We start from the raw sequence: 20,303 nt of genomic DNA, 5'->3' as shown, positions 1-20,303 counted from the left end.
GGACAATCAGATAACTTCTTTATTCTATCAGCTTTTACTGCTTAGCGAAAGAATTATCCATCACTATCCTTATGATGTGTCAAAATCGTCGTAAAAAACCCTACAGTACTTATGGCGAACAACGAATATAAAAATGATTCGAGTCCTATAACCGACCAGCCTATCAGCAAGACCAGGCTGTCGATCACGAAAATCAATTTGCCTGCATTAAAACCGAAGCTCTTACTGATCAGCTGGGCCAATAAATCTGTACCGCCTGTCGCTGAATCAGCCCTTAGCATCAGACCGATCCCCACACCGACAAATGCACCGCCCACAAGCGCGCTGAATAAAGGAGGAAGAATGTAAAAATCATACCACTGATAAAAAAAATCAATCATAAATGAAGAAAGCCACAACCCATGTATACTGTTATAAAAAAGGGGCCGATCTTTGAAAAAGACAATCACATACAGCGGGATGCTCAACAGGATGATTGTAAGACCAGGCTTGAACCCGAACCAATAATGAAAAATCAACCCGATCCCGATCATGCCTCCGTCAAGAAAATGATAGGGCACAAAAAACAGATTGATTCCAATACCTATCAGGATACTTCCTATAACCAGAATAAAGAATCCTTTGAACATTATTATTCCCCCAATAAAAACATTTGGACAGCCTCTCTTATTAGGTTTATGAGGGAAGGTGATAAAAAAGTAATTATTTTTAATTCCTCAGCAATCAGTAAGTTTACATAATCAAATTATACGTAACTATATTTAGTGAATGCTTCTCTATATCGGGTCTTATTATCTTCCTGTTTTGTAAAGCTGCAAATAAACCGCTTCCCGAAAGCTCTCAAATGGGCATCTTAATGAAAAGGGCAGGAAGCTTATGATTTGCTTCCTGCCGTCTATCTCATTAGATTTTTTTCACATTTTGAAAATATTCTTCCAAGGTCCAGTCATTCTCGTGAATGACCTTGGCAGCTTCAAGTCCAACGTATCTGAAATGCCAAGGCTCATATTGATACTTGGTTATATCCACTTTATCCTTGGGATATCTGAGGATAAAACCATATTTATAAGCATTTTCCGCCAGCCATTTTCCTTCTTTCGTTTGTCCGAATTCAATATTCACTTGAAAGTCATTACTCTTACTGGAAATGTCCATTGCCAGCCCTGACTGATGCTCGCTTTGTCCAGGAGGCGCTACGGCCATGACGGCTTTTTCTTTACCAAACTGCTCGATTTCACGGTTCAACAGCATTTCTTGATATTCGTATGAACGATAACCTGAAATAGCAGTGAGAAAGATTTGCTGAGACTCTGCTGCTGCAAACATCTGCTCCAATGCCCTTGCAGCTTCTTCACGGATATAGGCTTTTTCCAGTTCCTGATTTCCGAATACAAAAGGAACCTTCGGACGTACTAAATCTTCCGGTTTATACTCTCCAAGCGCAAATTCTTTGTTCACCAGCGCCAGAGTATTGGCAGGATTCTGAATCACCCGCTTGCCGTCCACTACCTTGACATTATTGAAGAATTTCGACTCCAATTGCAGTTCAGGCGGAACCGATTCTTCTGTCGGAACTTGTTGATCGGCGCCTTCATCTGGTGTGTCCGCCGGGGATTCCGTGATACCTTGACTGTTGTTTTCTTCCGTGTTCTCTGTTTCTTCCGTTTGTTTTTTACCTAATAAGTTCTCGGACCATTCTTGTGCTTGCTGACACCCTGCTAAAATAACAAAGGAGCCGGCAATAACCAGGATGACCTTTTTCATACTTTCACCTAGTTTCTCTATATTGTTTCATCCTTCATATTAACATGAATCCTTTAACATGTAATCAGTATTATACTGATGTAATCAGGTTTGACACATAATAAAACTGCTTACTTTTCAGTAAGCAGTTATTGTAAGCGTTATCTTAATAAGCTATTCTTTTATGGCTGCTTCGAGAGCCACTTCTATCATCTCATTGAAAGTCGTTTGACGCTCTTCTGCAGAAGTCTCTTCACCGGTAAGAATATGGTCGCTGACTGTCAATACAGAAAGTGCATTGCGTCCATATTTAGAAGCCAATGTGTAAAGGGCCGAGGTTTCCATTTCAATTGCAAGGATCCCGTATTGAGCCCATTTTTCATGTTCAGCATTGTCGTTATAGAACATATCCGCTGTAAATACATTTCCTACTTTCAAGCTAAGGCCTTTTTCCACCCCGCTGTCATAAGCACGTTTCAAAAGATCAAAGTTTGCTGTAGGCGCATAATCGATTCCATTAAAAGTCAAACGGTTCATCTGCGAATCAGTCGAGGAAGTCATTGCCAGGATGACGTCGCGTACTTTCACATCCTTCTGGATTGCTCCACACGTACCAACGCGGATCAAGTTCTGAACATTGTAGCTCTGCATCAATTCGTTAATGTAAATGGAAATGGATGGAACACCCATGCCAGTCCCCTGCACACTGATTCTTTTGCCTTTATATGTTCCCGTGTATCCAAACATATTACGAACTTCGTTATAACATACAGGGTTCTCCAAAAATGTTTCTGCTATATATTTTGCTCGTAACGGATCTCCAGGAAGTAACACCGTTTCTGCAATTTCATTTTCTTTTGCATTAATATGTACACTCATCTTGCTATTCCTCCTAATAAAGACGTTGAAGTACTATTGTAATCCTTTTTATAAGCATATGCAACGAAACGCAAGTCCACGGATAGGAAGTCATGAACTGGTAAGACTATAGATAGAAGGAGGTATGGTCATGACGAAGGAAAAAATGAGTAAAAAACTTCAGCAGGCTGTTCAGCATGCAAATGAAACAAACCCTTCTACACGCTCCAGAACTCAACCTAACTCTTCAAGAACCGAAAGGCTAAAATCTTAATCGACGAGGAGGGATCCTTTTTGGGCAAAAAGCATAGAAACAGAATCAATTCACCAAAGAAAAACAATCATATTCCTAAAGAAGCATTAGAGGCAGAACACAATGCCCATGCTAAAGAAGACTCGACAGTAAATAGGAAGAACGGGCCCGGTCACAACATCTGATCAAATAAAAAGGAAAGATTCCCTGCTTTAGGAGTCTTTCCTTTTTTAGATTTTAGTGAAGGAGGATGCGATTCACCCTTTTCCATCCATTCGGCTGCAACCGGTAGTAAAAGTGACCCTTTCTGCCTTCGTCGATAAAGATGATATCGCGGGTGGCGATATACCTGCCTTGATAGTCATCGGGCATGAGATCGGGAACATTGAAAATCCTGAATGTTTCGTAAAGTGCCTCTTCATGATTATTCGCTTCTATTGAGATTCGATACACCTTCTGGTAGCCCTTCTCTTGACCGTATTTTGGAGTTTGAAAGACGGTAATATCATATTTGGACCTCAGCATCTTGGGACGTTTGATTTTTTCAAGTAAAAGCATGAGCACCCCTCCGAATAAGTTGTACTCAAAGTATTATACAAAGGCTCTGTCGAATCCTTCATCAAAAAATAGGAACCTTTGTCGAAACCGATTAAACGAATCTGTCGATAGTCTCCTTCAACTTAGAAGGCAGGTGAGGCAGATCCGATGAGCGTATGGTCATTTTCACCATGGATTCATCCATTTCCAGTGCTTCAGCAAGGAAACCGCCCAGCCCTCTTGCTCTTCGATCCACTTCAACCAAAACGTCGGCCTGTTCCTCCGATTGATTAATGAACATCAATTCGATTTCATCCAATGAACGTTGATATTGTCCATTCACAGGAACGAATTCAAACTCCTGGATGAAAGGGTAGCGTCCCCTGTAACGGCGCGGAGCCTGTTCGCACTCTACTTTACGTATCCTGAACCCCAAGTCCTGGACAGATTGAAGAATTGCATTAATCAAGTTGTTCGGAAGAATTTCAATATAATCTTTATCTTTTGGATCTACTGCGTTTTTAATATCCAGTCCTGTTGCGACCCAAACACGTGTATTGCCATACGTAATCGGCGTTTCAAAAGGCAAGGTGAATGAAAATGGGAACTCTTTCTTTTCATTCTCACCGATTGTGAATGGTTCTGAAATTTGAACCTTTTGAATAGGGGCATAATCTGTATACTTCTTATCATCCGACTCACGAATATAAGTAGTGTAAAGAGTCAGATAGATAGAATCAATCGTCTGGGATGTACTTCCCCCTGTGATTTCCACTACACCCTTTGCAGTTTCACCAGCTTGATAGCTTGATTTCTCCAATTTCGTATCGACAGTTGCTGCACCAATTCCAAACGATGCAAACACTTTATTAAAAAATGACATGTCCATTCCTCCGGTTTCAACTATTTTTTTCATACCTTATTTCCATCAATTCCTCACGTGCTTCTTCAGCATTTTCATAAGGCTGCTGTATCCTGAGCAGCTTTTGAATCAGCACTGAGGTTTCGGGCCTGATGTCCAATTCTTCCTCCCAGCTTTTTTCCTTTCGTTCAGTTGGTTCATAAGAAGAATAAAGCAGGAATAACAGAAAATGTCCCAGGGCATATAAATCACTTCTTGCTGTCTTCTCCCTCATATAATCTTTATGATACAGGGGCTCTTTTTCAGACTCCGCCTCTATCTTGCAGGCAAGTCCAAAATCGATAATATTTATTACCCCGTTATCCCACAATATATTCGGAATCCGCAAATCCCTGTGTACATATCCTTTTCGATGGATATCGATGATCAAATTCACTAATTTGATGCCTATTTCTAAAGATTCTTCTTCTGAATAGCTTTTTCCTTCTGCAAAAATTAAATCTTCAAACGTTTTGCCGCGCATCTTCTCCATTATGAAATATGGAGTCCTTTTATGGCAGCCGCTGGCATATACTTCCGGGAATTGGGGATGCTGCAGTTTTCTTAAGATCATGGTTTCGTTATCCATGTACCGTATGTGGTCTGAAAACAGCTTTTTATAAGGACGGATTCTTTTGAGCACCGCTTCTTTTCCTGTTTTCTTATACCTAACCTTATAGGCGGATCCGTAGCTTCCTTTCCCTATACACTCAATGATTTGATGCTTCTGGATTTCCCTGCCCTTCTTCCATTCTATTTCAAAGCTGTCAATCATCCTTCTAAACAAGGTTCGTATCATACCAGAAGCCTAGCTGCTGAAAAAACTTGAAAATAAACTTTTACTCTTGTATTTTTTCTTGTAATGGTGATGACCGTAATGTTTATGTTTTTTGTGCTTACCCCATGAATGACTTGAGCTGTAGTACCGGGGTTTTGAATGAGAACCTAACAGACTTTTCAATATTTTCTTTAGCATACCTGCTACCTCCATACTTAACTTTCTATATCAGCACTACCTCTATATACGGTTAGAGGGCTCCCTTGGTTTCAAAAATGTGATTGAAACAAAAAGGTCCGTCCCTCAGCATTTTTGAAAGTGCTGAGGGACGGACCTTAGATTTTATTTATACGTCCTCTTCCCATTCCTCGTCGATGATGCACTTGGCAATCAGATACTCGAAGGTTATATCTGCCAGTTCTTCCAGTTCATCTTCAGATGGTACATAGCCTCTTTGCACAAGTTCTTTCATGAAGAATTCGGCAATTTCTTCAGTGTCGATAAAGACTTCTATCTCCCGCATTTGATCGCCCCCTTTGATTCTCAATTTATGATGCCGGCAGCTTAGTTATGCCAGCAGAAAAAAAGTTTTCATAAGAGATTTAGGACAAGCATACACTTTACCATTAAGATTTAGAGGAGCGATTGTATGTTGACGTTTATTAAAAAAGGCCAATCCACTTTGAGAGAATTAGAAAACGGAGAAGGGAAAATTGCAGCCTGCATGCAATGGGTACTTCGTACAATATTGATTTCCTTCTTATTGATAAGTGTTCCGCTGTTTTTATATATTATGTGGATTATTCCTTCTCTTTAACGGCAGAGTGTGAATTTGCATGATTTTTTAATTGTTCGAGAACATGCTCCATCTTCTTTTTGTATGTGTTATCATGAAAGAAAAGATAAAGAGCTTTATAGTCATTATAGTAATCGAGCAGCTGGTCTACCCAGCTTATTTTATGTGAGGGTGACGTAAGGAGTTTTGTCTTTGCATCTTTTTTTTGTGGAAACACAAAGCCGTATTTTTTTATAAACGCCTCTGCCTGCTCTTCATCGGCTACTAGAGTGATTTCATCTTCATCTGCCTCCAGCCATTCCCCGTCAGTGATCCTCATTAATTCGTATATTACATCTTCCCATGCGTCGTCTTTATAACGCCAGATTTCTGTTCTGAATCCGACCACTTTAAATAAATCTTCTTCATACCCTTTGACAATGACCAGATCACCAAATAGAAATTTATATTCGATATCGATTTGTTCTTGTTCAAAAATATATCCGTCATACGATTCGAGCAGTTCAAGTGCCTTTTCTTTAAATAATCCTTCACTTTCGTTTACTTCATAAAGGAATTCCCCATCCAGCTTTTTTATATTTGTAATTTTCCCAACTGTCCCGTAGATGGTTACGACCACTGTTTCCCCTACCCTGAATCTAGGCTCTTTTCGATTCTTCATTCTCCCCTCACCCTTAATCGCCTTTTTTATATAATATGCAAAAAACGCTATAACGGGATACAAGAATTCGGTTTCTCCGCTCTGCTTTGAAATCTACACTCTTACCTAAATCTGTCAGAACTGAATTATTTAAAAAAATGGCTCTGTAACACCGCTGATGATTTCCGTGCAAGACTTCGCTTTCCGCGGGTGACCCGTGAGCCTCCTCGTCGCTACGCTGCTGTGGGGTCTCACTTGGCCAGCTGCAGGGCTTAGATAAGCCAAACCGACCAAGAAGGCAAAGAGCGCCTTCCAGGTCGATTCGTCTTATGCCACCCACCTCTGAGCAAAGCCCTTCCGCTTTTCTAATTGGCCACTTCTCCCGCAGGAGTCTTCGTCTTGCACTCCAATCAACAGCTGGAACAGGTTAACACTATAGTAAGCTTTAACAGAGTCAAAAATTAAAAAAGACTGACTTCAGTTGAATGCTTTACTTCAGTCAGTCTTTTATGCTTACTCTTTTTCTTCTATTAGATACTGATCCCACGCCCGATCGAAGATAGACATGCTGTCTAAGTAAGAACCGTTCATTTCAAGGTATGAACTGATCTCATCGTACTTTTCGGATTGTTTTGGGAAGCTGTGGTCATCGTAAGCTGCGTTAGCAAACTGGGTTATATCATCTTTGGCTATCGGCTGCCTGTATTTCATTAAATAATGATAAAATGATTTTCTCATCCAATCACCTATCCTTTACGAACTGTCTTTTATAAAGGATAGCGGATGAAGGTGAATCCGTAAAGGTTACAAAATTCAAAAGCGAAAATAATTCTTCTTCAGGAACCTCGGAATCTTGAGGAGTTCTTCATAGGTGATCACATTTGAAAGCTTTTTGGTTTCGATTAACATCAATTGATCTTCAATTTCATTGATCACGTGTTCCTCCTGATATTCCATTCCACATGCACTGCATTTGATATCGGGAACATCTGATATTGTAATGGCCCTCGTACCGTCCGGCAGCTCCCAATACACATTTCCTTTCCCTTCTGTTACATCTGCTTCACCGCACCATTCGCATTTCAGGTTATTTTCCATCGATTGATTCTTCCTTTTTACCATTGTTCATCTTAGCAAGCATCGCTTTATGTTTCTTCTCTTTAAGCTGGTCCCGTTTGTCCCTGAAGTCCTTCAATGAATTATGTGCAGGATCTTCTTCATATTTCTTTCTCCGTTCCAATCTCTTTAATCCACTCGGAGTCAAAGAAGCGTGAGTATCATTCATCAGCCCGGCAATCCCGATCGTTGTATCTTTAATGTCTTCGTCATGATAAACCTCTTTAAAATAGTCATCCGCTCTCCCAGGTACATATTCTTGGGGTTCAGGGTATGTCGATATCACTCCTTCAAAGTTGCGGACCACCACTTTGGAGGCACTTTGTGAGATAAGGTAATTCGGTTGAAGAGAGATTTTCCCTCCTCCGCCGGGAGCATCCAGCACGAATGTCGGCACTGCATAGCCTGAAGTATGACCTCTTAAGCCTTCCATGATCTCGAGACCCTTGGACACGGGTGCCCTGAAATGTCCGATCCCTTCTGATAAATCACATTGATAAATATAGTAAGGACGCACTCGTATCTTGACAAGGTCATGCATCAATTTCTTCATGATCGGGGTGCTGTCGTTGATCCCGGCCAGGATGACTGCCTGGTTACCTACCGGCACTCCTGCATCTGCCAGCATTTCACAGGCTTTTTTGGACTCTTCTGTTATTTCGATCGACGTATTGAAATGTGTATTCAACCAAACAGGATGATATTTCTTAAGGATGCTGCAAAGGTTTTCTGTGATTCGCTGCGGAAACACTACAGGTGCTCTTGTACCGATCCTGATGATCTCCACATGGGGGATGTCTCTCAGATTCTTTAAAATATACTCCAGTATCTGATCGTTGATCAATAATCCATCGCCGCCTGATAATAATACATCCCTGACAGCCGGCGTCTCACGAACATACTGAATCGCTGCATCCAACTGTTTTTTGGGAACGCCCATGCCGATTTGACCGGAGAAACGTCTTCTTGTACAGTAACGGCAGTACATGGAACATTGATTGGTGACTAGAAACAGTACTCGATCAGGATATCTGTGGGTCAAACCAGGTACAGGGGAATCTTCATCCTCATGTAATGGATCTTCCAAGTCATATTTGGTTTTGTGGATTTCTTTCCCGATCGGCACCGATTGCATTCTGATGGGACACCTTGGATCATCTTCATTCATTAGCCATGCATAATAAGGTGTAATATTCAAAGGGATTGTCTTTGTTGAAATCCTTACCCCTTCTTCCTCTTCAGGGGTAAGATTCACCACTTTTTTCAAGTCATCAAGTGTCCTTATCGTATTGGTCAGCTGCCATAGCCAGTTATTCCATTGTTCATCGGTGACATCTTTCCACAGCTCAATGTCTTTCCAGTGTCTCTTTGGTTTATATAGATTCATTTTCAATTCTTCCACCATCTTTCTTAAAGTTTCACCCTAAGATCTGTATGATGACCGGCCGTTTCCAACAGCCTAGGTTTTTTGCATTATTCCGGTTTACTGGCCCAGATCCTTTTCCCATATATTCATATCTTCCAATTTATCGTAGATGTAACAATTGTTAGCTAGCCTTCCTCTATACTGATATCCCAGTTGATGAAATACAGCGTTCATCCCATAAGACAGGGCCCGTGCGATGGTGTAGGAACAAAATATCCCTTGTGACAATAATTCATCCTCCAGCTTGGAAATCAGGTTCTTCATAAAACCCCCTTTCCTATATTGGGGAAGGGTAGCGCAGTCAGTGATTTCAGCATTTTTATACTGAAAATCTATTTCTGCAGATGCAGCACTGATCACCTGGCCGTTTTCTTTGATGCAAACAAAGATTGTCCCTTTATTCATTGCTTCCCTTATATATCGGGGGTCGTGCAAAGGTACGGGATAAAGTTGAAACACCTCTTTGTATAAATGGGCTAATTTTTCTGCATCACTTGTCTCCGCTAACAGGATGGATTGTTCTATGTCCTTTTTATGTGGATGCTTTCTCAGCTCTTGTACTGCAGCAAGAATGTCATCTTCTTCACTCCAATATTTGCTTGTACGGCGCTCATCCTTTATAAATTTTGACATGAAATGGACACTGTCCCCATTAAAATAACGATTGACCACACCTTCGTGGACAAATCCCAATTCTAATAGAGTTTTGAATTGGTATTCCCTTGCTTTGATGATAAGTTTTTCACACTGAGCAGATTCAACCTCATTTTTCAACCGGGTTAATAGGGATGATAGATTTCCGCGAATATCATCCACTCGAACCCTTTTGTTTACTCCATCCATGAAAATGGAAGCAGCAAGTTTAGGTTGTTTAATCGCTTCATACTTCTGCATAGCAAGCACCCTTTTTTATCAACATATGAATTGGAATAGGAGGTTATGAAACAAACATCCCTAAAAAAAGAACAACCAATCTTTGAACATGGCTGTTCCAGCTTTCCTGATTTATTTTTTCTAATATTTGGTAATAAAGTCTCGGGTTATCCTTCGCTGTTGCACCAATCGATGATAAATAAAATAAGAATTTCCGCAGTCTGAAAAACTCTTTCCAATTCAATATATTCATTGGCGTCATGAGCAACCTCCGTGGTTCCCGGACCAAACACAATCACAGGGATGCCTCCCCCTTGAGAAAGAATTCCGCCGTCTGTTCCCCAGGGAGAAGCCTCAATGACTGGTGCAGTAGTCATCACCTTTTTGAACGATTTCTCCAAATGATTCATAATGGGATGTTGGGGTGATAAGTCACTCGGCTGCCACCTGCCTCCAAACCACTCGATTTCCACTGGATGATCCTTAAACCAGGGATCATCTTCACCCAGTCTGGAAAGACATTGTACAAATTCCTTTTCAACCCGCTCCATCGCCTCCCATGGAGCAACCCCCACTCTCCCCTCGATGACCGCTAAATCCGGTACAGAAGACGGCCATTTTCCGCTTTCGATTTTTCCTATATTGATGGGTAAAGGAATTGGCACTTTATCATATAGGGGATCATCTACCCTCTTGTTTCTCTCTTGCTCCAGATCTTTCAGGGCTGCAATCACACAGTAGCCTTTGTCAATCGCATTAATGCCCTCATATCTGGTACCCCCATGTGCCGCTTTTCCTTTAACCGTAAGCCTGAACCACATAGATCCTTGCTGCTTTGGGAAAATCTTCATATTTGTGGGCTCGGGTATTATGGCCCCATCCGCTTTATAACCTCTGAGCAATGCTGACAGAGTACCGGTGCCACCACTCTCTTCTTCTATTACACTCTGAAAGACGATGTCCCCTTTCAAAGGGATCTCCAAGTCTTGTATCACTTCCATCGCCAAAATAAGTGCTGCTGTTCCTCCTTTCATATCCGTTGAGCCCCTGCCATACAATTTCCCTTCGGTCACAGTACCGCTGTAAGGATCGTACTTCCAGTCATTTCTGTTCCCTTCAGGAACGACGTCGATATGTCCATTTAAAATCAGGCTCTTCCCCCCGCCGGTCCCCTTCAATATGGCTGCCAGGTTTGGATTCCCTTTAAAGTCCGAGCGGTCACAGCGATAGAATGGATGCTCTTTCATTTCTTGTTCTTGAACTTCCCATATATCAAGCTCTAACCCCATCTCCCTGCATTTCTCGATGATAACCGCCTGAGCCTTGAATTCATTCCCTCTCGTGCTATCTTCCTGAACCATTTTTTGCAGCAGTTCCACCGCGCTTTTTCTTTTTTCATCTAACTTCCTTTTGATGAGACGATGGACATCATTCAACTCAGACCCTCTCCTCTCCACCCCTTATTCCGAATAAATCATTTGGGGGCTTGTCATAAAATCAGCTTCTGTGGAATCTCTTATTTCTTCCAATGTGTACGGATGGAAAATTTCAATCAAGGTTAATCTGCCATGATCAATCGAGAACACTCCGCGTTCTGTGATGATCATGGAAACACATTGCTTTGCCGTCAATGGCAATGTGCACTCTTTGACTAATTTACTGCGATGATGTTTATCCAGGTGGGTCATCAACACGATTACTTTCTTCGCTTTGGAAGCTAACTCTGTTGCTCCTCCCATACCTGGAATTTTTTTACCAGGGATGATCCAATTTGCCAGGTCCCCCTTTTCACTTACTTGTAAGGAACCAAGAATCGTCAAATCGATTTTCCCCCTTCGGATCATCGCGAAAGCCGCTGCGCTGTCTGTATAACTTCCCCCGGCGTTTAGGGAAACAGGGAACCCTCCGGCATTGCACAGATTTTCATCCTCCATACCCTTAGAAGGTGCGTGCCCTATACCTACAATTCCATTTTCAGAATGAAAAATGACCCCATACCCTGTTGGGAGGTGGTTGGGCACTAGTGAAGGGATGCCTATCCCAAGATTGACGATCATCCCTTCCTTGACTTCCCGGGCAGCCCGCTTTGCCAATTTATTCTTTATTCCCATATCCATTTCCAGTCGACTCCTTTAGAAAGAACAATATGATCAACAAATACTCCGGAGGTCACCACCTCTTCTGGATCCAGCTCTCCAGTCTCAACGATTTCCTCAGCTTCCACTATGGTGATATCAGAAGCCATGGCCACCAAGGGATTTGTATTTCTTGCACTTTTGTCATATACAAGATTTCCAAAAGGATCAGCTTTTTTGGCGAACACGATTCCTACTTGAGAGGTCAATGCGGATTCAAACATATACGGGTTTCCTTCAACCTCAATTATTTTCTTCCCTTTATTTAAGTAAGGATCATCTATCCCTATCTCAGTTATGATTCCTTTCAACCCAACACCGCCAGCCCTGATCCGTTCAGCAAGAATTCCCTGGGGAGAAAACTCCACTTCAAGCTTCCCTTCACTCATTAAGCTTCCGGCAATCGGGTTCGAACCGATATGAGAGGCTATCACTTTTTTCACTCTGTTATCCGCAACCAGCTGACCGATCCCTATATGGGGAAAACCAGTATCGTTGCCGATGATCGTCAAATCTTTTATCCTCCACTCCAGGATGCTATTAATGATGGTCGGCGGCGAACCGACTCCTCCAAACCCGCCAAACATTAAAGTCATGTTATCCTGGAACAGATGCTCGATCGTCTCATAGCTGCATATTTTATTTAGATGTCCACACATTTTAATCCTCCTTCCAACTCTTTTCGATTATTTGAAAGGTGGAACGCATCCTTTTATATACTTCCTCAAGCTCCCTCTTCGAACTGTTTAATGGGGGAGCGATAATGATAGCTGAACCGCTTCTGCCATCGATCCCTGCTGCCGCAGGGTAGAGAAGGATTCCGTTTTCAACACCAGCCGACACCACAGCAGAAGTAAATGATCCCCCCGGTTTCCTGGTAGTGACTGCGAATTCAATCCCTAGTAATAGGCCCCTGCCCCTTATTTCTCCCACAAATGGAAATTCATTTTTCAATTTATCCAATAAATTTTTTAAGTAAGTGCTTTTACTATCCACACCATCAATGATTTTTTCTGACTCGATGAGTTTCAGGACCGCCAGTGCTGCAGCGGAAGAAAGAGGATTGCCGCTATACGTATGGCCGCTCATGATGATTCTTGTCCCATTTAAGATTGGATCCATTACATTGTCGGATATCAGTGTCGCCGCTATGGGGGCATACCCCGCACTCAATCCTTTGCCAACTGCCACGATATCCGCTTCGACCCCCCATTGTTCAAGAGCTAAAAACGTGCCGGTTCTTCCGCAGCCGGTCATGACTTCATCTGAAATAAATAGAATATCATTTTGTTCGCAGATTTCTTTAACTCGTGAATAATATTCCTTAGGAGGTGTGATAGCCCCCCCTGCCGCTCCGACAATCGGTTCTGAAATGAACGCGGCGATATTGTCTGCACCAATTCTGGTTATCATGATCTCAAGCTGTTCTGCACAAGCCAGGCCGCACGAAGGATAAGTCTTGCCAAACGGACATTCCGAGCAATATGGGGGTTCGATCACCGGCCAATCCCCGATTATTGAATCGAAGCGTTCTCTGCGGATGGGATGACCGGAAGCCGATAAAGCCCCAAACGTGATTCCGTGGTAACTTAGCCACCTTGACAGAATTCTTCTTTTGGAAGGTCTGCCTTTTTCCTGCCAATGCTGCAGGGCGATCTTTATCGCTGTTTCGACTGCTTCAGAACCGCTGTTCACAAAGAAACTCCAGGGATACCCTGTTCGCTCATGAAGAAACGCAGCAAGGTCTTCAGCCGGCTGATTGCTGAATTGTGAACGGTAGACAAACGCCACTTTGCTTCCTTGGTCCACAATCGATTGAATAATTTCCTCCATGCCATGTCCCAAATTTGCAGTGACAGCTCCGGAACACGCGTCTACATATTCCCGCCCTGACTTATCATACAAATAAACACCCTTCCCATAATCAATCATTGGGTAATGGTCACCAATCAAAGGTTTGATTAAATGTGAATGAGGCATATTCTCCCTCCTGAAGACTCAATGTCAAGCTCCCTTTTTCATTCATCCATAGATTCACAAATGAAGGATCCTTACTTACATTTATATGTTTAGATACAGGAATCTTTCTTTGTAATTCAAAAAAACTGTGCAACTGCTCGACTGTTTAGCTTTTGCCAACCAACTATTACCAAAGACCTATTATTCATCCTGGGTTGTATTGAGGATGATTTTATTAATGTTTGCCTTTAGGTAAATAAGTTTGTATTCACTAAATAGGCTAACCTAAAAAAATGCTTTCATATCAAGTTAAAATCACATGGGAGTTTATATCAAACCGTAAAAATACGAACAAAAATAAATAATATTGTTTACTCGTTCGAATAAAGTTAAATTTGATAAAATTCTTAAAAATTCGACATAAAGTCTCTAAATAGACTAGATTAATCAGGATAATATGGGTAAAATAATGGTAAGTTCATCCTTTGATGCTACTTTTTTCACGTCCAGGAGGGGGATGCAGTGATAAAGAAAAAATTAAAATCACCAATCAATTTGCCAAAAGGAAAGAATAAGAAATCCAGCAGGGAAAAGAAAAAGAATGATCGTGGAATGCTTACATATTTTCGTACCATCCGTGGAAAAGTAGTTCTTTCATTCGGATTGCTGACCATTGTCCTATTAATTCTCGCCTCTACTTCTTACTACAATATGATGAAGCTAGAAAGTGAAATTAATACATTGATAGAATACGATATGCAGGTGGATACAAAGGTAAAGGACTTATCTAAAGTATTGAATGACATTGAAATCGGTGAACAGGGATTTGTCATCACCGGTGCAACAGGATTTTTAGCCCCGTACGGTAATGGAAAGAATCAGGTTGAAAACCACTTTAAAGACTTAGAAAGTCTGTTGAAAGATGACCGGGAGCAGCTTGATAAACTGGAGAAAATTGAAAAGCAGTATGAATACTGGATCCAGTTTGTAGACAGGGTAATAGAGACGAGGAAGAATGACGGGCTCGAAAAAGCAGCTGCGTTAGTTGAATCCGGGACCGGAAAGAAATATCTCGATGGAATCCGTTCCTATGTCGATATGATTGTAGTCGATCAGCAAAAAGATCTTAACAAGAGGATAGATTCATTGAATCAACAAGTCACACTGTCTAAGATTGCGACCATCAGTTTATCAGCATTCGCTGTATTATTGGCTGTATTCTTTGGGTTTGTGCTCTCAAAGAATATTAAAACCAATGTAAAGAAAATCAGCCGCTCAATCTTGGAAATCGCCAATGCCGGCGGAGACCTGACGAAACGGATCAATGTAAAATCGAAGGATGAACTCGCTGGACTCGCTTCAGATACCAACCAGCTCATCGAAGGAATTTCTGTATTGGTCAGACAGGTTTCAGAAATGGCGGAAAATGTTTCTGCGAGCTCTCAGCAGCTTCTGGCTTCTGCCGAAGAAACTTCAAGGACCATCACTTCCATAGCAGAGACATCAAGTGAAATTGCAGCTGGGACTGACCAGACAACAATGAAAATGTCAACTTCGTTCGAAAGAATGAACAGCTTGGAAGAAGCTGCCCGTTTTCTGTTCGATCAGGCTGAATTAGTGAAGCAGACGGCAAATGATATGAGGGATGTAGCCGAAAAAGGCGGCAAGTCGGTTCACGCCTCTTCTGCTAAGATGATGAATATAGAAGAGACTATGGCAAACACAACACAAACAGTTGAAGCTCTTGGAAAACGCTCATCACAAATCACCACGATTATCGGCACGATCACTGATATTGCAGAACAAACAAATCTCCTTGCACTGAATGCGGCTATCGAGGCCGCACGTGCCGGGGAACACGGCCGCGGCTTTGCAGTTGTTGCGGATGAAGTCAGAAAACTGGCCGAACAATCACAGCATGCTGCCAAAGGTGTAACTGAAATCGTCCACAGTATTCAGGAAGAAGTCGATGAAATTATTAAACAAAACTCCGAGGGAGTGAAGGAAGTCATTTCAGGGGTCGAAATCACCAATGAAACAAACGCTTCCCTTGAAGATATTTTAAGTCAGACAAATAAAACGACGATCGTTGTCAATGAGATGGTGGACCATATTCAATCCACACTCACGCTTAGTCAGGAAGTAGCCGATGCATTCGCGCAAGTAAATGAAATCGCTGCTGCTACTGCTGCCAATACAGAATCCACTGCAGCAGCATCTGAACAAGGTTCCGCTGCCATGCAGGAAGTCACGGCAAGTGCTTCAGAATTATCACAGCAGGCGGAGAAATTAAAGGAACTTATTTCAAGCTTCAAGATCTAAACTATACAATATAAAAGGTGCCAAAGCATTCAGCTTTGGCACCTTTTTCACCATTTAAATTTATTTACAGTAACATACAGCTCCGATGATGATTAACAAGATAAACAATACAACAATCAATGCAAAGCTATTATAGGCTCCAGCAACAGGATAACCATACCCTGGATAACATTGAGTATGGGTTGGTTCTACAGCACCTTTATACATACAAATCTCTCCTCATTTTTTATTTACAATTCAATGTATGTCAAGAGCCCGGCCACTGTTTGTGCATTTGCCTAATTTGCCCAGAAAAGAATTCTTTTCACAATAAATGCTTTTTACTATACTTAGATTATATGTGTTGAAATTGTTCATGAAGAGGAGAAATAAGAGATGAAGTGGCTTATTAAATCATTATTAAATGGCATATTGACAATCGTCCCGATTGCGTTGGTCATGTATGTTATTTATAAATTGTTTGTCTTTCTGGATGGACTGCTTGGAAATGTATTGAAGCCTTTTTTTAATGAAAATTACATTCCTGGTGTAGGCCTGCTTGCTACCATCATCCTTCTGACCCTGCTGGGCTGGTTATCAACTAAGTTCATTGCAGGCGCCATCATCAGCCTGGTTGATAGGCTGCTTAATAAGATCCCATTTGTTAAGACCATTTATTCAGTCATCAAAGATACCATACATTCTTTCATCGGAGAAAAGAAGTCTTTTTCAAAGGTCGCTCTGGTTACAATGCCTGGCACCAATATGAAGTGCCTTGGGTTCATTACAACCGAGCACCTTGGCGACCTCCATAATGATCTTGTCGGGCATGTTGCCGTATATGTCCCTCAAACCTTCCAGGTAGCTGGAGTAACTTTCCTTATCCCTAAAGAAGAGATCGAGATCCTGGATATAAAATCAGAGGAAGCGATGAAATTCATCTTATCGGGAGGAATGGCATCAAAAAAAGAATAGATATGTAAAAAGGTGAGTCCGGACCGCTTGAAAGCGGTGCAGACTCACCTTTTTATGACTATTGTGCTGAAATTTCTAATACATCCTCTTGGCCTGCCGTTACCGATACAGCATCTTTCTTTACCAACTCACCCATATTGTCTCCATTAGTCAGAATGATGGGAGTCATTGTACTTTTTGCTTTTTCTTTTACCAAATCGAGATCAAACGTAATGAGGGCATCCCCTTTACTTACTTTTGAACCTTCCGAAACGTGTGCTTCGAAGCCTTCCCCATTCATGGAAACTGTTTCAAGTCCGATATGAATTAAAATTTCTGCCCCGTTCTTTGCTTTAATCCCCACAGCATGCTTTGTAGGGAAAAGCTGCATGATTTCCCCATCTACAGGAGAAACCACTCTTCCTTCAGTCGGATCGATTGCAATGCCGTCGCCCATCATTTTTTGAGAAAATACCGGGTCGGGGACTTCCTCCAACGTTTTGACTGTTCCTGTCAATGGTGCTGCTGCAAATACCGTTTTGGGAGCTTCTTCTTTTTTACCAAATAGCTTTTTCAACATAAAATCTTCACCTTCCTATATAAAAATATATACACATATGTACAACTGAATAAACATGCGGTATTTATTTTAGCACATATGTGAAAGTCCTCACAACACTAACAATATATTAAAATAATTTTTTGTATTTACCGTATCCTTCTTCTTCAAGCTTTTCAAAAGGGATGAACCGAAGGGCAGCAGAGTTGATACAATAGCGGAGGTTGGTTGGGCCAGGTCCATCATCGAAGACATGCCCTAAGTGTGAATCACCCTGCTTGCTCCTCACTTCTGTTCGGACCATGAAATGACTGCGGTCCTCTTTTTCTTCAATTTCCACTTCATCAATTGGCTTGGTGAAGCTGGGCCAGCCGCACCCTGCATCATACTTGTCCTTCGAGCTGAATAAAGCTTCGCCTGAAATGATATCAACATATATGCCGTCATTAAATTCATTCCAATATTCGTTTCTAAATGGAGGTTCTGTCCCATTATTCTGAGTCACTTCGTATTGGATAGGTGATAGTTTTTTCTTTAATCCTTCTTTATCCTTCATTCTTCTCCCCCCCAATTTTCTTCTATGAAAGCTGCCCTGCCTGAACCGCGGCTATAGCGGTCATAGTGTACTGGATTCTTCTTATAATAATCCTGATGATATTCTTCAGCCGGATAAAATTCGTTTGCAGGCAGGATGGCTGTGACAATCGGGTTATGGAATTTACCGGATTTTTCGAGCCTCTTTTTTGATTCCTCTGCCAGAACCCGCTGATCTTCATTGTGATAGAAGATGGCTGTCTTATAAGAATGCCCCCTGTCAAAAAACTGGCCGCCTGGATCTGTTGGATCAATCTGCTGCCAATACACTTCAAGTAATTTTTCGTAAGGAAACACTTCATGATCGAATACGATCTGAACCGCTTCGTAATGCCCCGTGGTTTCGGAACATACTTCCCTGTATGTGGGGTTTGGTGTGCTGCCCCCTGTATATCCGGAAGTGACACTCTCAATACCGGGTTGTTCATCAAAGGGTTTCACCATACACCAAAAACACCCTCCCGCAAATGTAGCTTTCTGATACTTGTGCTCATCCGACATTCTCATCAACCTTTCTTAGAGATAGTTAGACTTTTCCCTTTGTAAGAGATTTTAACTCATAATAATAAAAAATAAAAAGATTGCAGTTCGAATATAAAAAGATTGATCCAGAAGGGTCAAGGATCAATCTTTTTACTATCATTTCAGCTTCCGCTGCTTTCCAATGTTTTTCCATTTTTTTCGTTCCAAGGATTCAAGTCTTTTGTTCCCTCTTCTTTCGGTATATGCGATTTCCCTTTGGAGCTTCTGGTATTGACTTAATCGGTTTTGGTCCAGTTCACCGCTGTGGATCGCTTCTTTGATTCTGCAGCCCGGCTCCCCCTCATGTGTGCAATCGTTGAACCTGCATGACCCAGCCAGTTCTTCAATATCATTGAATTGAGTTGACAATCCCTCATTCCCCTGCCAAATCTGGATTTCTCTCATTCCTGGTGTGTCAATGATGGAAGCACCATTTTCCAGGAGAAATAATTCTCTATGGGTCGTCGTATGTCTTCCCTTATCATCGGTTTCCCTGATTTCTTTCGTTTTCTGCACAGCGGCATCAATGAGAAGATTCGTTAGTGTTGACTTTCCTACACCTGATGAACCGACCAGAGCCACTGTTTTTCCCAACCCTAAAAATGGATGTAATTGTTCGATTCCTTCTTTCATAATAGAGCTGATGGTGAGTACTTTTACTCCATATAATTTGCTTTCCACTTCGCTCTTTTTTTCATCAGCATTCATGCATGTGTCAGCTTTCGTTAGTACCACCACAGGATTCGCTCCGCTTTCCCAGCAAAGCAGTAAATAGCGTTCGATCCGTCCTATGTTCAACTCATCATTCAAAGAGGAAAGAATGAATATTGTATCGATATTAGCTGCGATAATCTGTTCCTCGGCTTCCTGTCCTGCTTTCTTCCTTGAAAACTTACTGATTCTGGGTAATACCTTTTCAATGATGCTTCCATCTTCATTAAGCTGTACCCAGTCTCCTACAGCGGGGAGATCCTCCCGCCTTACTGCCTCAAACCGGAACCTTCCGGAAATTTTACACAGTAATTCTTCGGTTTGAGTCATGACCCTGTAGGCACCCTTTTGCTCGGTCACGACCCTTCCAAGCTTTTTAACTTCCATGTTTTCTTCAGTTAAAGATTCCATCATGTTAGTAAATAGTTGCGTTCTGATTGTATTCAATTCAAATCCTCCCTAAAATAAAAAAATCCATTTGCGCTCTGCACGCCAACGGATTTTGGTTTTAGGGTATGCGAAGACCTCTAAACTATTTCCCGAATAAAGCGGAATGCTGACATGCAGAGACTATTTTTGATTTATGCACCTGTTCGTTAATTATTTTCATAAGTCTTTTCATATCACATCACCCGCTTTCATATAAG

At 41.7% G+C, this 20,303-nt stretch carries 25 protein-coding genes; 4 read left to right on the top strand and 21 right to left on the bottom strand.

Going from position 1 to position 20,303, the window contains the following annotated elements; genetic code table 11:
* Positions 1 to 53: 53 nt before the first annotated feature.
* The 3 genes from HWX64_RS20295 to deoD form a co-directional block, all read right to left on the bottom strand.
* Positions 54 to 629 carry a YitT family protein gene (locus tag HWX64_RS20295; protein ID WP_175991313.1) on the bottom strand — a complete coding sequence of 192 codons (576 nt, stop codon included), beginning with the start codon at positions 627 to 629 and terminating at the stop codon, positions 54 to 56.
* A gap of 274 nt (positions 630 to 903) precedes the next feature.
* Positions 904 to 1,764, bottom strand: coding sequence for a D-alanyl-D-alanine carboxypeptidase family protein (locus tag HWX64_RS20290; protein ID WP_175991312.1), 861 nt, complete (start codon positions 1,762 to 1,764; stop codon positions 904 to 906).
* Between the two features lie 153 nt (positions 1,765 to 1,917).
* The gene (deoD, locus tag HWX64_RS20285) at positions 1,918 to 2,622 is read right to left on the bottom strand and encodes a purine-nucleoside phosphorylase (RefSeq protein ID WP_175991311.1); all 705 of its coding nucleotides are present in this window, start codon (positions 2,620 to 2,622) and stop codon (positions 1,918 to 1,920) included.
* Between the two features lie 130 nt (positions 2,623 to 2,752).
* On the opposite strand from deoD, the gene HWX64_RS22145 reads away from it, so the two are divergent.
* Both HWX64_RS22145 and HWX64_RS20280 read left to right on the top strand, forming a co-directional pair.
* On the top strand, positions 2,753 to 2,875 hold the full coding sequence (locus HWX64_RS22145; protein ID WP_303049510.1) for a hypothetical protein: 123 nt from the start codon (positions 2,753 to 2,755) through the stop codon (positions 2,873 to 2,875).
* 20 nt (positions 2,876 to 2,895) lie between these two features.
* Positions 2,896 to 3,039, top strand: a complete 144-nt coding sequence (locus HWX64_RS20280; protein ID WP_175991310.1) for a hypothetical protein — start codon at positions 2,896 to 2,898, stop codon at positions 3,037 to 3,039.
* A 52-nt stretch (positions 3,040 to 3,091) separates the two neighbouring features.
* Here the strand turns inward: HWX64_RS20280 and HWX64_RS20275 are convergent, their stop codons facing one another.
* The 13 genes from HWX64_RS20275 to HWX64_RS20215 form a co-directional block, all read right to left on the bottom strand.
* Entirely contained in the window at positions 3,092 to 3,412 is a 321-nt protein-coding gene (locus HWX64_RS20275) for a YodL domain-containing protein (protein ID WP_175991309.1), read from the bottom strand.
* Between the two features lie 91 nt (positions 3,413 to 3,503).
* Positions 3,504 to 4,274: a sporulation protein gene (locus tag HWX64_RS20270; protein WP_175991308.1), complete on the bottom strand. Its 771-nt coding sequence runs from the start codon at positions 4,272 to 4,274 to the stop codon at positions 3,504 to 3,506.
* A 16-nt stretch (positions 4,275 to 4,290) separates the two neighbouring features.
* Positions 4,291 to 5,067, bottom strand: coding sequence for a protein kinase domain-containing protein (locus tag HWX64_RS20265; protein WP_175991307.1), 777 nt, complete (start codon positions 5,065 to 5,067; stop codon positions 4,291 to 4,293).
* Positions 5,068 to 5,416: 349 nt separating this feature from the next.
* On the bottom strand, positions 5,417 to 5,593 hold the full coding sequence (locus tag HWX64_RS20260) for a YozD family protein (RefSeq protein ID WP_175991306.1): 177 nt from the start codon (positions 5,591 to 5,593) through the stop codon (positions 5,417 to 5,419).
* Between the two features lie 277 nt (positions 5,594 to 5,870).
* Positions 5,871 to 6,527 (bottom strand): hypothetical protein, encoded by a 657-nt coding sequence (locus HWX64_RS20255; RefSeq protein WP_175991305.1) that lies wholly within the window; start codon positions 6,525 to 6,527, stop codon positions 5,871 to 5,873.
* 492 nt (positions 6,528 to 7,019) lie between these two features.
* Positions 7,020 to 7,244, bottom strand: coding sequence for a YozE family protein (locus HWX64_RS20250; protein WP_175991304.1), 225 nt, complete (start codon positions 7,242 to 7,244; stop codon positions 7,020 to 7,022).
* 75 nt (positions 7,245 to 7,319) lie between these two features.
* Positions 7,320 to 7,592 (bottom strand): YokU family protein, encoded by a 273-nt coding sequence (locus tag HWX64_RS20245; RefSeq protein WP_254871253.1) that lies wholly within the window; start codon positions 7,590 to 7,592, stop codon positions 7,320 to 7,322.
* 1 nt (position 7,593) lies between these two features.
* Positions 7,594 to 9,015, bottom strand: a complete 1,422-nt coding sequence (ablA, locus tag HWX64_RS20240) for a lysine 2,3-aminomutase (RefSeq protein ID WP_175991302.1) — start codon at positions 9,013 to 9,015, stop codon at positions 7,594 to 7,596.
* Positions 9,016 to 9,105: 90 nt separating this feature from the next.
* Positions 9,106 to 9,942: a putative beta-lysine N-acetyltransferase gene (gene ablB, locus HWX64_RS20235; protein ID WP_175991301.1), complete on the bottom strand. Its 837-nt coding sequence runs from the start codon at positions 9,940 to 9,942 to the stop codon at positions 9,106 to 9,108.
* 146 nt (positions 9,943 to 10,088) lie between these two features.
* Complete coding sequence (locus HWX64_RS20230) at positions 10,089 to 11,357, bottom strand: peptidase (protein WP_175991300.1); 1,269 nt, start codon at positions 11,355 to 11,357, stop codon at positions 10,089 to 10,091.
* A 24-nt stretch (positions 11,358 to 11,381) separates the two neighbouring features.
* Positions 11,382 to 12,044: a 3-oxoacid CoA-transferase subunit B gene (locus tag HWX64_RS20225; RefSeq protein WP_175991623.1), complete on the bottom strand. Its 663-nt coding sequence runs from the start codon at positions 12,042 to 12,044 to the stop codon at positions 11,382 to 11,384.
* Entirely contained in the window at positions 12,023 to 12,715 is a 693-nt protein-coding gene (locus HWX64_RS20220; RefSeq protein ID WP_175991299.1) for a 3-oxoacid CoA-transferase subunit A, read from the bottom strand. The genes HWX64_RS20225 and HWX64_RS20220 overlap by 22 nt, the downstream gene beginning before the upstream one ends.
* 1 nt (position 12,716) lies before the next feature.
* A complete protein-coding gene (locus HWX64_RS20215; RefSeq protein ID WP_175991298.1) occupies positions 12,717 to 14,036 on the bottom strand; it encodes an aspartate aminotransferase family protein in 1,320 nt (439 codons plus the stop codon).
* A 501-nt stretch (positions 14,037 to 14,537) separates the two neighbouring features.
* Between HWX64_RS20215 and HWX64_RS20210 the strand changes: the two genes are divergently transcribed.
* Positions 14,538 to 16,337: a methyl-accepting chemotaxis protein gene (locus tag HWX64_RS20210; RefSeq protein ID WP_254871223.1), complete on the top strand. Its 1,800-nt coding sequence runs from the start codon at positions 14,538 to 14,540 to the stop codon at positions 16,335 to 16,337.
* 60 nt (positions 16,338 to 16,397) lie between these two features.
* Here HWX64_RS20210 and HWX64_RS20205 read toward each other — a convergent pair whose 3' ends face one another.
* Positions 16,398 to 16,544, bottom strand: a complete 147-nt coding sequence (locus HWX64_RS20205) for a YjcZ family sporulation protein (RefSeq protein ID WP_175991297.1) — start codon at positions 16,542 to 16,544, stop codon at positions 16,398 to 16,400.
* Between the two features lie 168 nt (positions 16,545 to 16,712).
* Between HWX64_RS20205 and HWX64_RS20200 the strand changes: the two genes are divergently transcribed.
* Positions 16,713 to 17,291, top strand: coding sequence for a DUF502 domain-containing protein (locus tag HWX64_RS20200; protein ID WP_175991296.1), 579 nt, complete (start codon positions 16,713 to 16,715; stop codon positions 17,289 to 17,291).
* 58 nt (positions 17,292 to 17,349) lie between these two features.
* On the opposite strand, the gene HWX64_RS20195 is transcribed toward HWX64_RS20200, so the two are convergent.
* The 4 genes from HWX64_RS20195 to rsgA all read right to left on the bottom strand — a co-directional run bounded on the left by HWX64_RS20195 (position 17,350) and on the right by rsgA (position 20,070).
* Positions 17,350 to 17,850 carry a PTS glucose transporter subunit IIA gene (locus HWX64_RS20195; protein ID WP_175991295.1) on the bottom strand — a complete coding sequence of 167 codons (501 nt, stop codon included), beginning with the start codon at positions 17,848 to 17,850 and terminating at the stop codon, positions 17,350 to 17,352.
* Positions 17,851 to 17,959: 109 nt separating this feature from the next.
* On the bottom strand, positions 17,960 to 18,385 hold the full coding sequence (msrB, locus tag HWX64_RS20190; RefSeq protein ID WP_175991294.1) for a peptide-methionine (R)-S-oxide reductase MsrB: 426 nt from the start codon (positions 18,383 to 18,385) through the stop codon (positions 17,960 to 17,962).
* A complete protein-coding gene (gene msrA, locus HWX64_RS20185; protein ID WP_254871222.1) occupies positions 18,382 to 18,867 on the bottom strand; it encodes a peptide-methionine (S)-S-oxide reductase MsrA in 486 nt (161 codons plus the stop codon). The genes msrB and msrA overlap by 4 nt, the downstream gene beginning before the upstream one ends.
* 195 nt (positions 18,868 to 19,062) lie before the next feature.
* Positions 19,063 to 20,070, bottom strand: coding sequence for a ribosome small subunit-dependent GTPase A (gene rsgA / locus HWX64_RS20180; protein WP_175991621.1), 1,008 nt, complete (start codon positions 20,068 to 20,070; stop codon positions 19,063 to 19,065).
* Positions 20,071 to 20,303: the final 233 nt, after the last annotated feature.

The organism is Bacillus sp. Marseille-Q1617 (genome assembly GCF_903645295.1).
In the GTDB taxonomy this organism is placed as follows: Bacteria; Bacillota; Bacilli; order Bacillales; family Bacillaceae_B; genus Rossellomorea.
This window is presented reverse-complemented; position numbering and strand designations above follow the sequence as displayed.

Excerpts from the sequence above, each read along its gene's own strand:
- HWX64_RS20295 (WP_175991313.1), bottom strand. The coding sequence starts at position 629 with ATGTTCAAAGGATTCTTTATTCTGGTTATAGGAAGTATCCTGATAGGT.
- HWX64_RS20290 (WP_175991312.1), bottom strand. The coding sequence starts at position 1,764 with ATGAAAAAGGTCATCCTGGTTATTGCCGGCTCCTTTGTTATTTTAGCA.
- deoD (WP_175991311.1), bottom strand. The coding sequence starts at position 2,622 with ATGAGTGTACATATTAATGCAAAAGAAAATGAAATTGCAGAAACGGTG.
- HWX64_RS22145 (WP_303049510.1), top strand. The coding sequence starts at position 2,753 with ATGACGAAGGAAAAAATGAGTAAAAAACTTCAGCAGGCTGTTCAGCAT.
- HWX64_RS20275 (WP_175991309.1), bottom strand. The coding sequence starts at position 3,412 with ATGCTTTTACTTGAAAAAATCAAACGTCCCAAGATGCTGAGGTCCAAA.
- HWX64_RS20270 (WP_175991308.1), bottom strand. The coding sequence starts at position 4,274 with ATGTCATTTTTTAATAAAGTGTTTGCATCGTTTGGAATTGGTGCAGCA.
- HWX64_RS20265 (WP_175991307.1), bottom strand. The coding sequence starts at position 5,067 with ATGATTGACAGCTTTGAAATAGAATGGAAGAAGGGCAGGGAAATCCAG.
- HWX64_RS20260 (WP_175991306.1), bottom strand. The coding sequence starts at position 5,593 with ATGCGGGAGATAGAAGTCTTTATCGACACTGAAGAAATTGCCGAATTC.
- HWX64_RS20255 (WP_175991305.1), bottom strand. The coding sequence starts at position 6,527 with ATGAAGAATCGAAAAGAGCCTAGATTCAGGGTAGGGGAAACAGTGGTC.
- HWX64_RS20250 (WP_175991304.1), bottom strand. The coding sequence starts at position 7,244 with ATGAGAAAATCATTTTATCATTATTTAATGAAATACAGGCAGCCGATA.
- ablB (WP_175991301.1), bottom strand. The coding sequence starts at position 9,942 with ATGCAGAAGTATGAAGCGATTAAACAACCTAAACTTGCTGCTTCCATT.
- HWX64_RS20220 (WP_175991299.1), bottom strand. The coding sequence starts at position 12,715 with ATGTGTGGACATCTAAATAAAATATGCAGCTATGAGACGATCGAGCAT.
- HWX64_RS20215 (WP_175991298.1), bottom strand. The coding sequence starts at position 14,036 with ATGCCTCATTCACATTTAATCAAACCTTTGATTGGTGACCATTACCCA.
- HWX64_RS20205 (WP_175991297.1), bottom strand. The coding sequence starts at position 16,544 with ATGTATAAAGGTGCTGTAGAACCAACCCATACTCAATGTTATCCAGGG.
- HWX64_RS20200 (WP_175991296.1), top strand. The coding sequence starts at position 16,713 with ATGAAGTGGCTTATTAAATCATTATTAAATGGCATATTGACAATCGTC.
- HWX64_RS20195 (WP_175991295.1), bottom strand. The coding sequence starts at position 17,850 with ATGTTGAAAAAGCTATTTGGTAAAAAAGAAGAAGCTCCCAAAACGGTA.
- msrB (WP_175991294.1), bottom strand. The coding sequence starts at position 18,385 with ATGAAGGATAAAGAAGGATTAAAGAAAAAACTATCACCTATCCAATAC.
- msrA (WP_254871222.1), bottom strand. The coding sequence starts at position 18,867 with ATGGTGAAACCCTTTGATGAACAACCCGGTATTGAGAGTGTCACTTCC.
- rsgA (WP_175991621.1), bottom strand. The coding sequence starts at position 20,070 with ATGATGGAATCTTTAACTGAAGAAAACATGGAAGTTAAAAAGCTTGGA.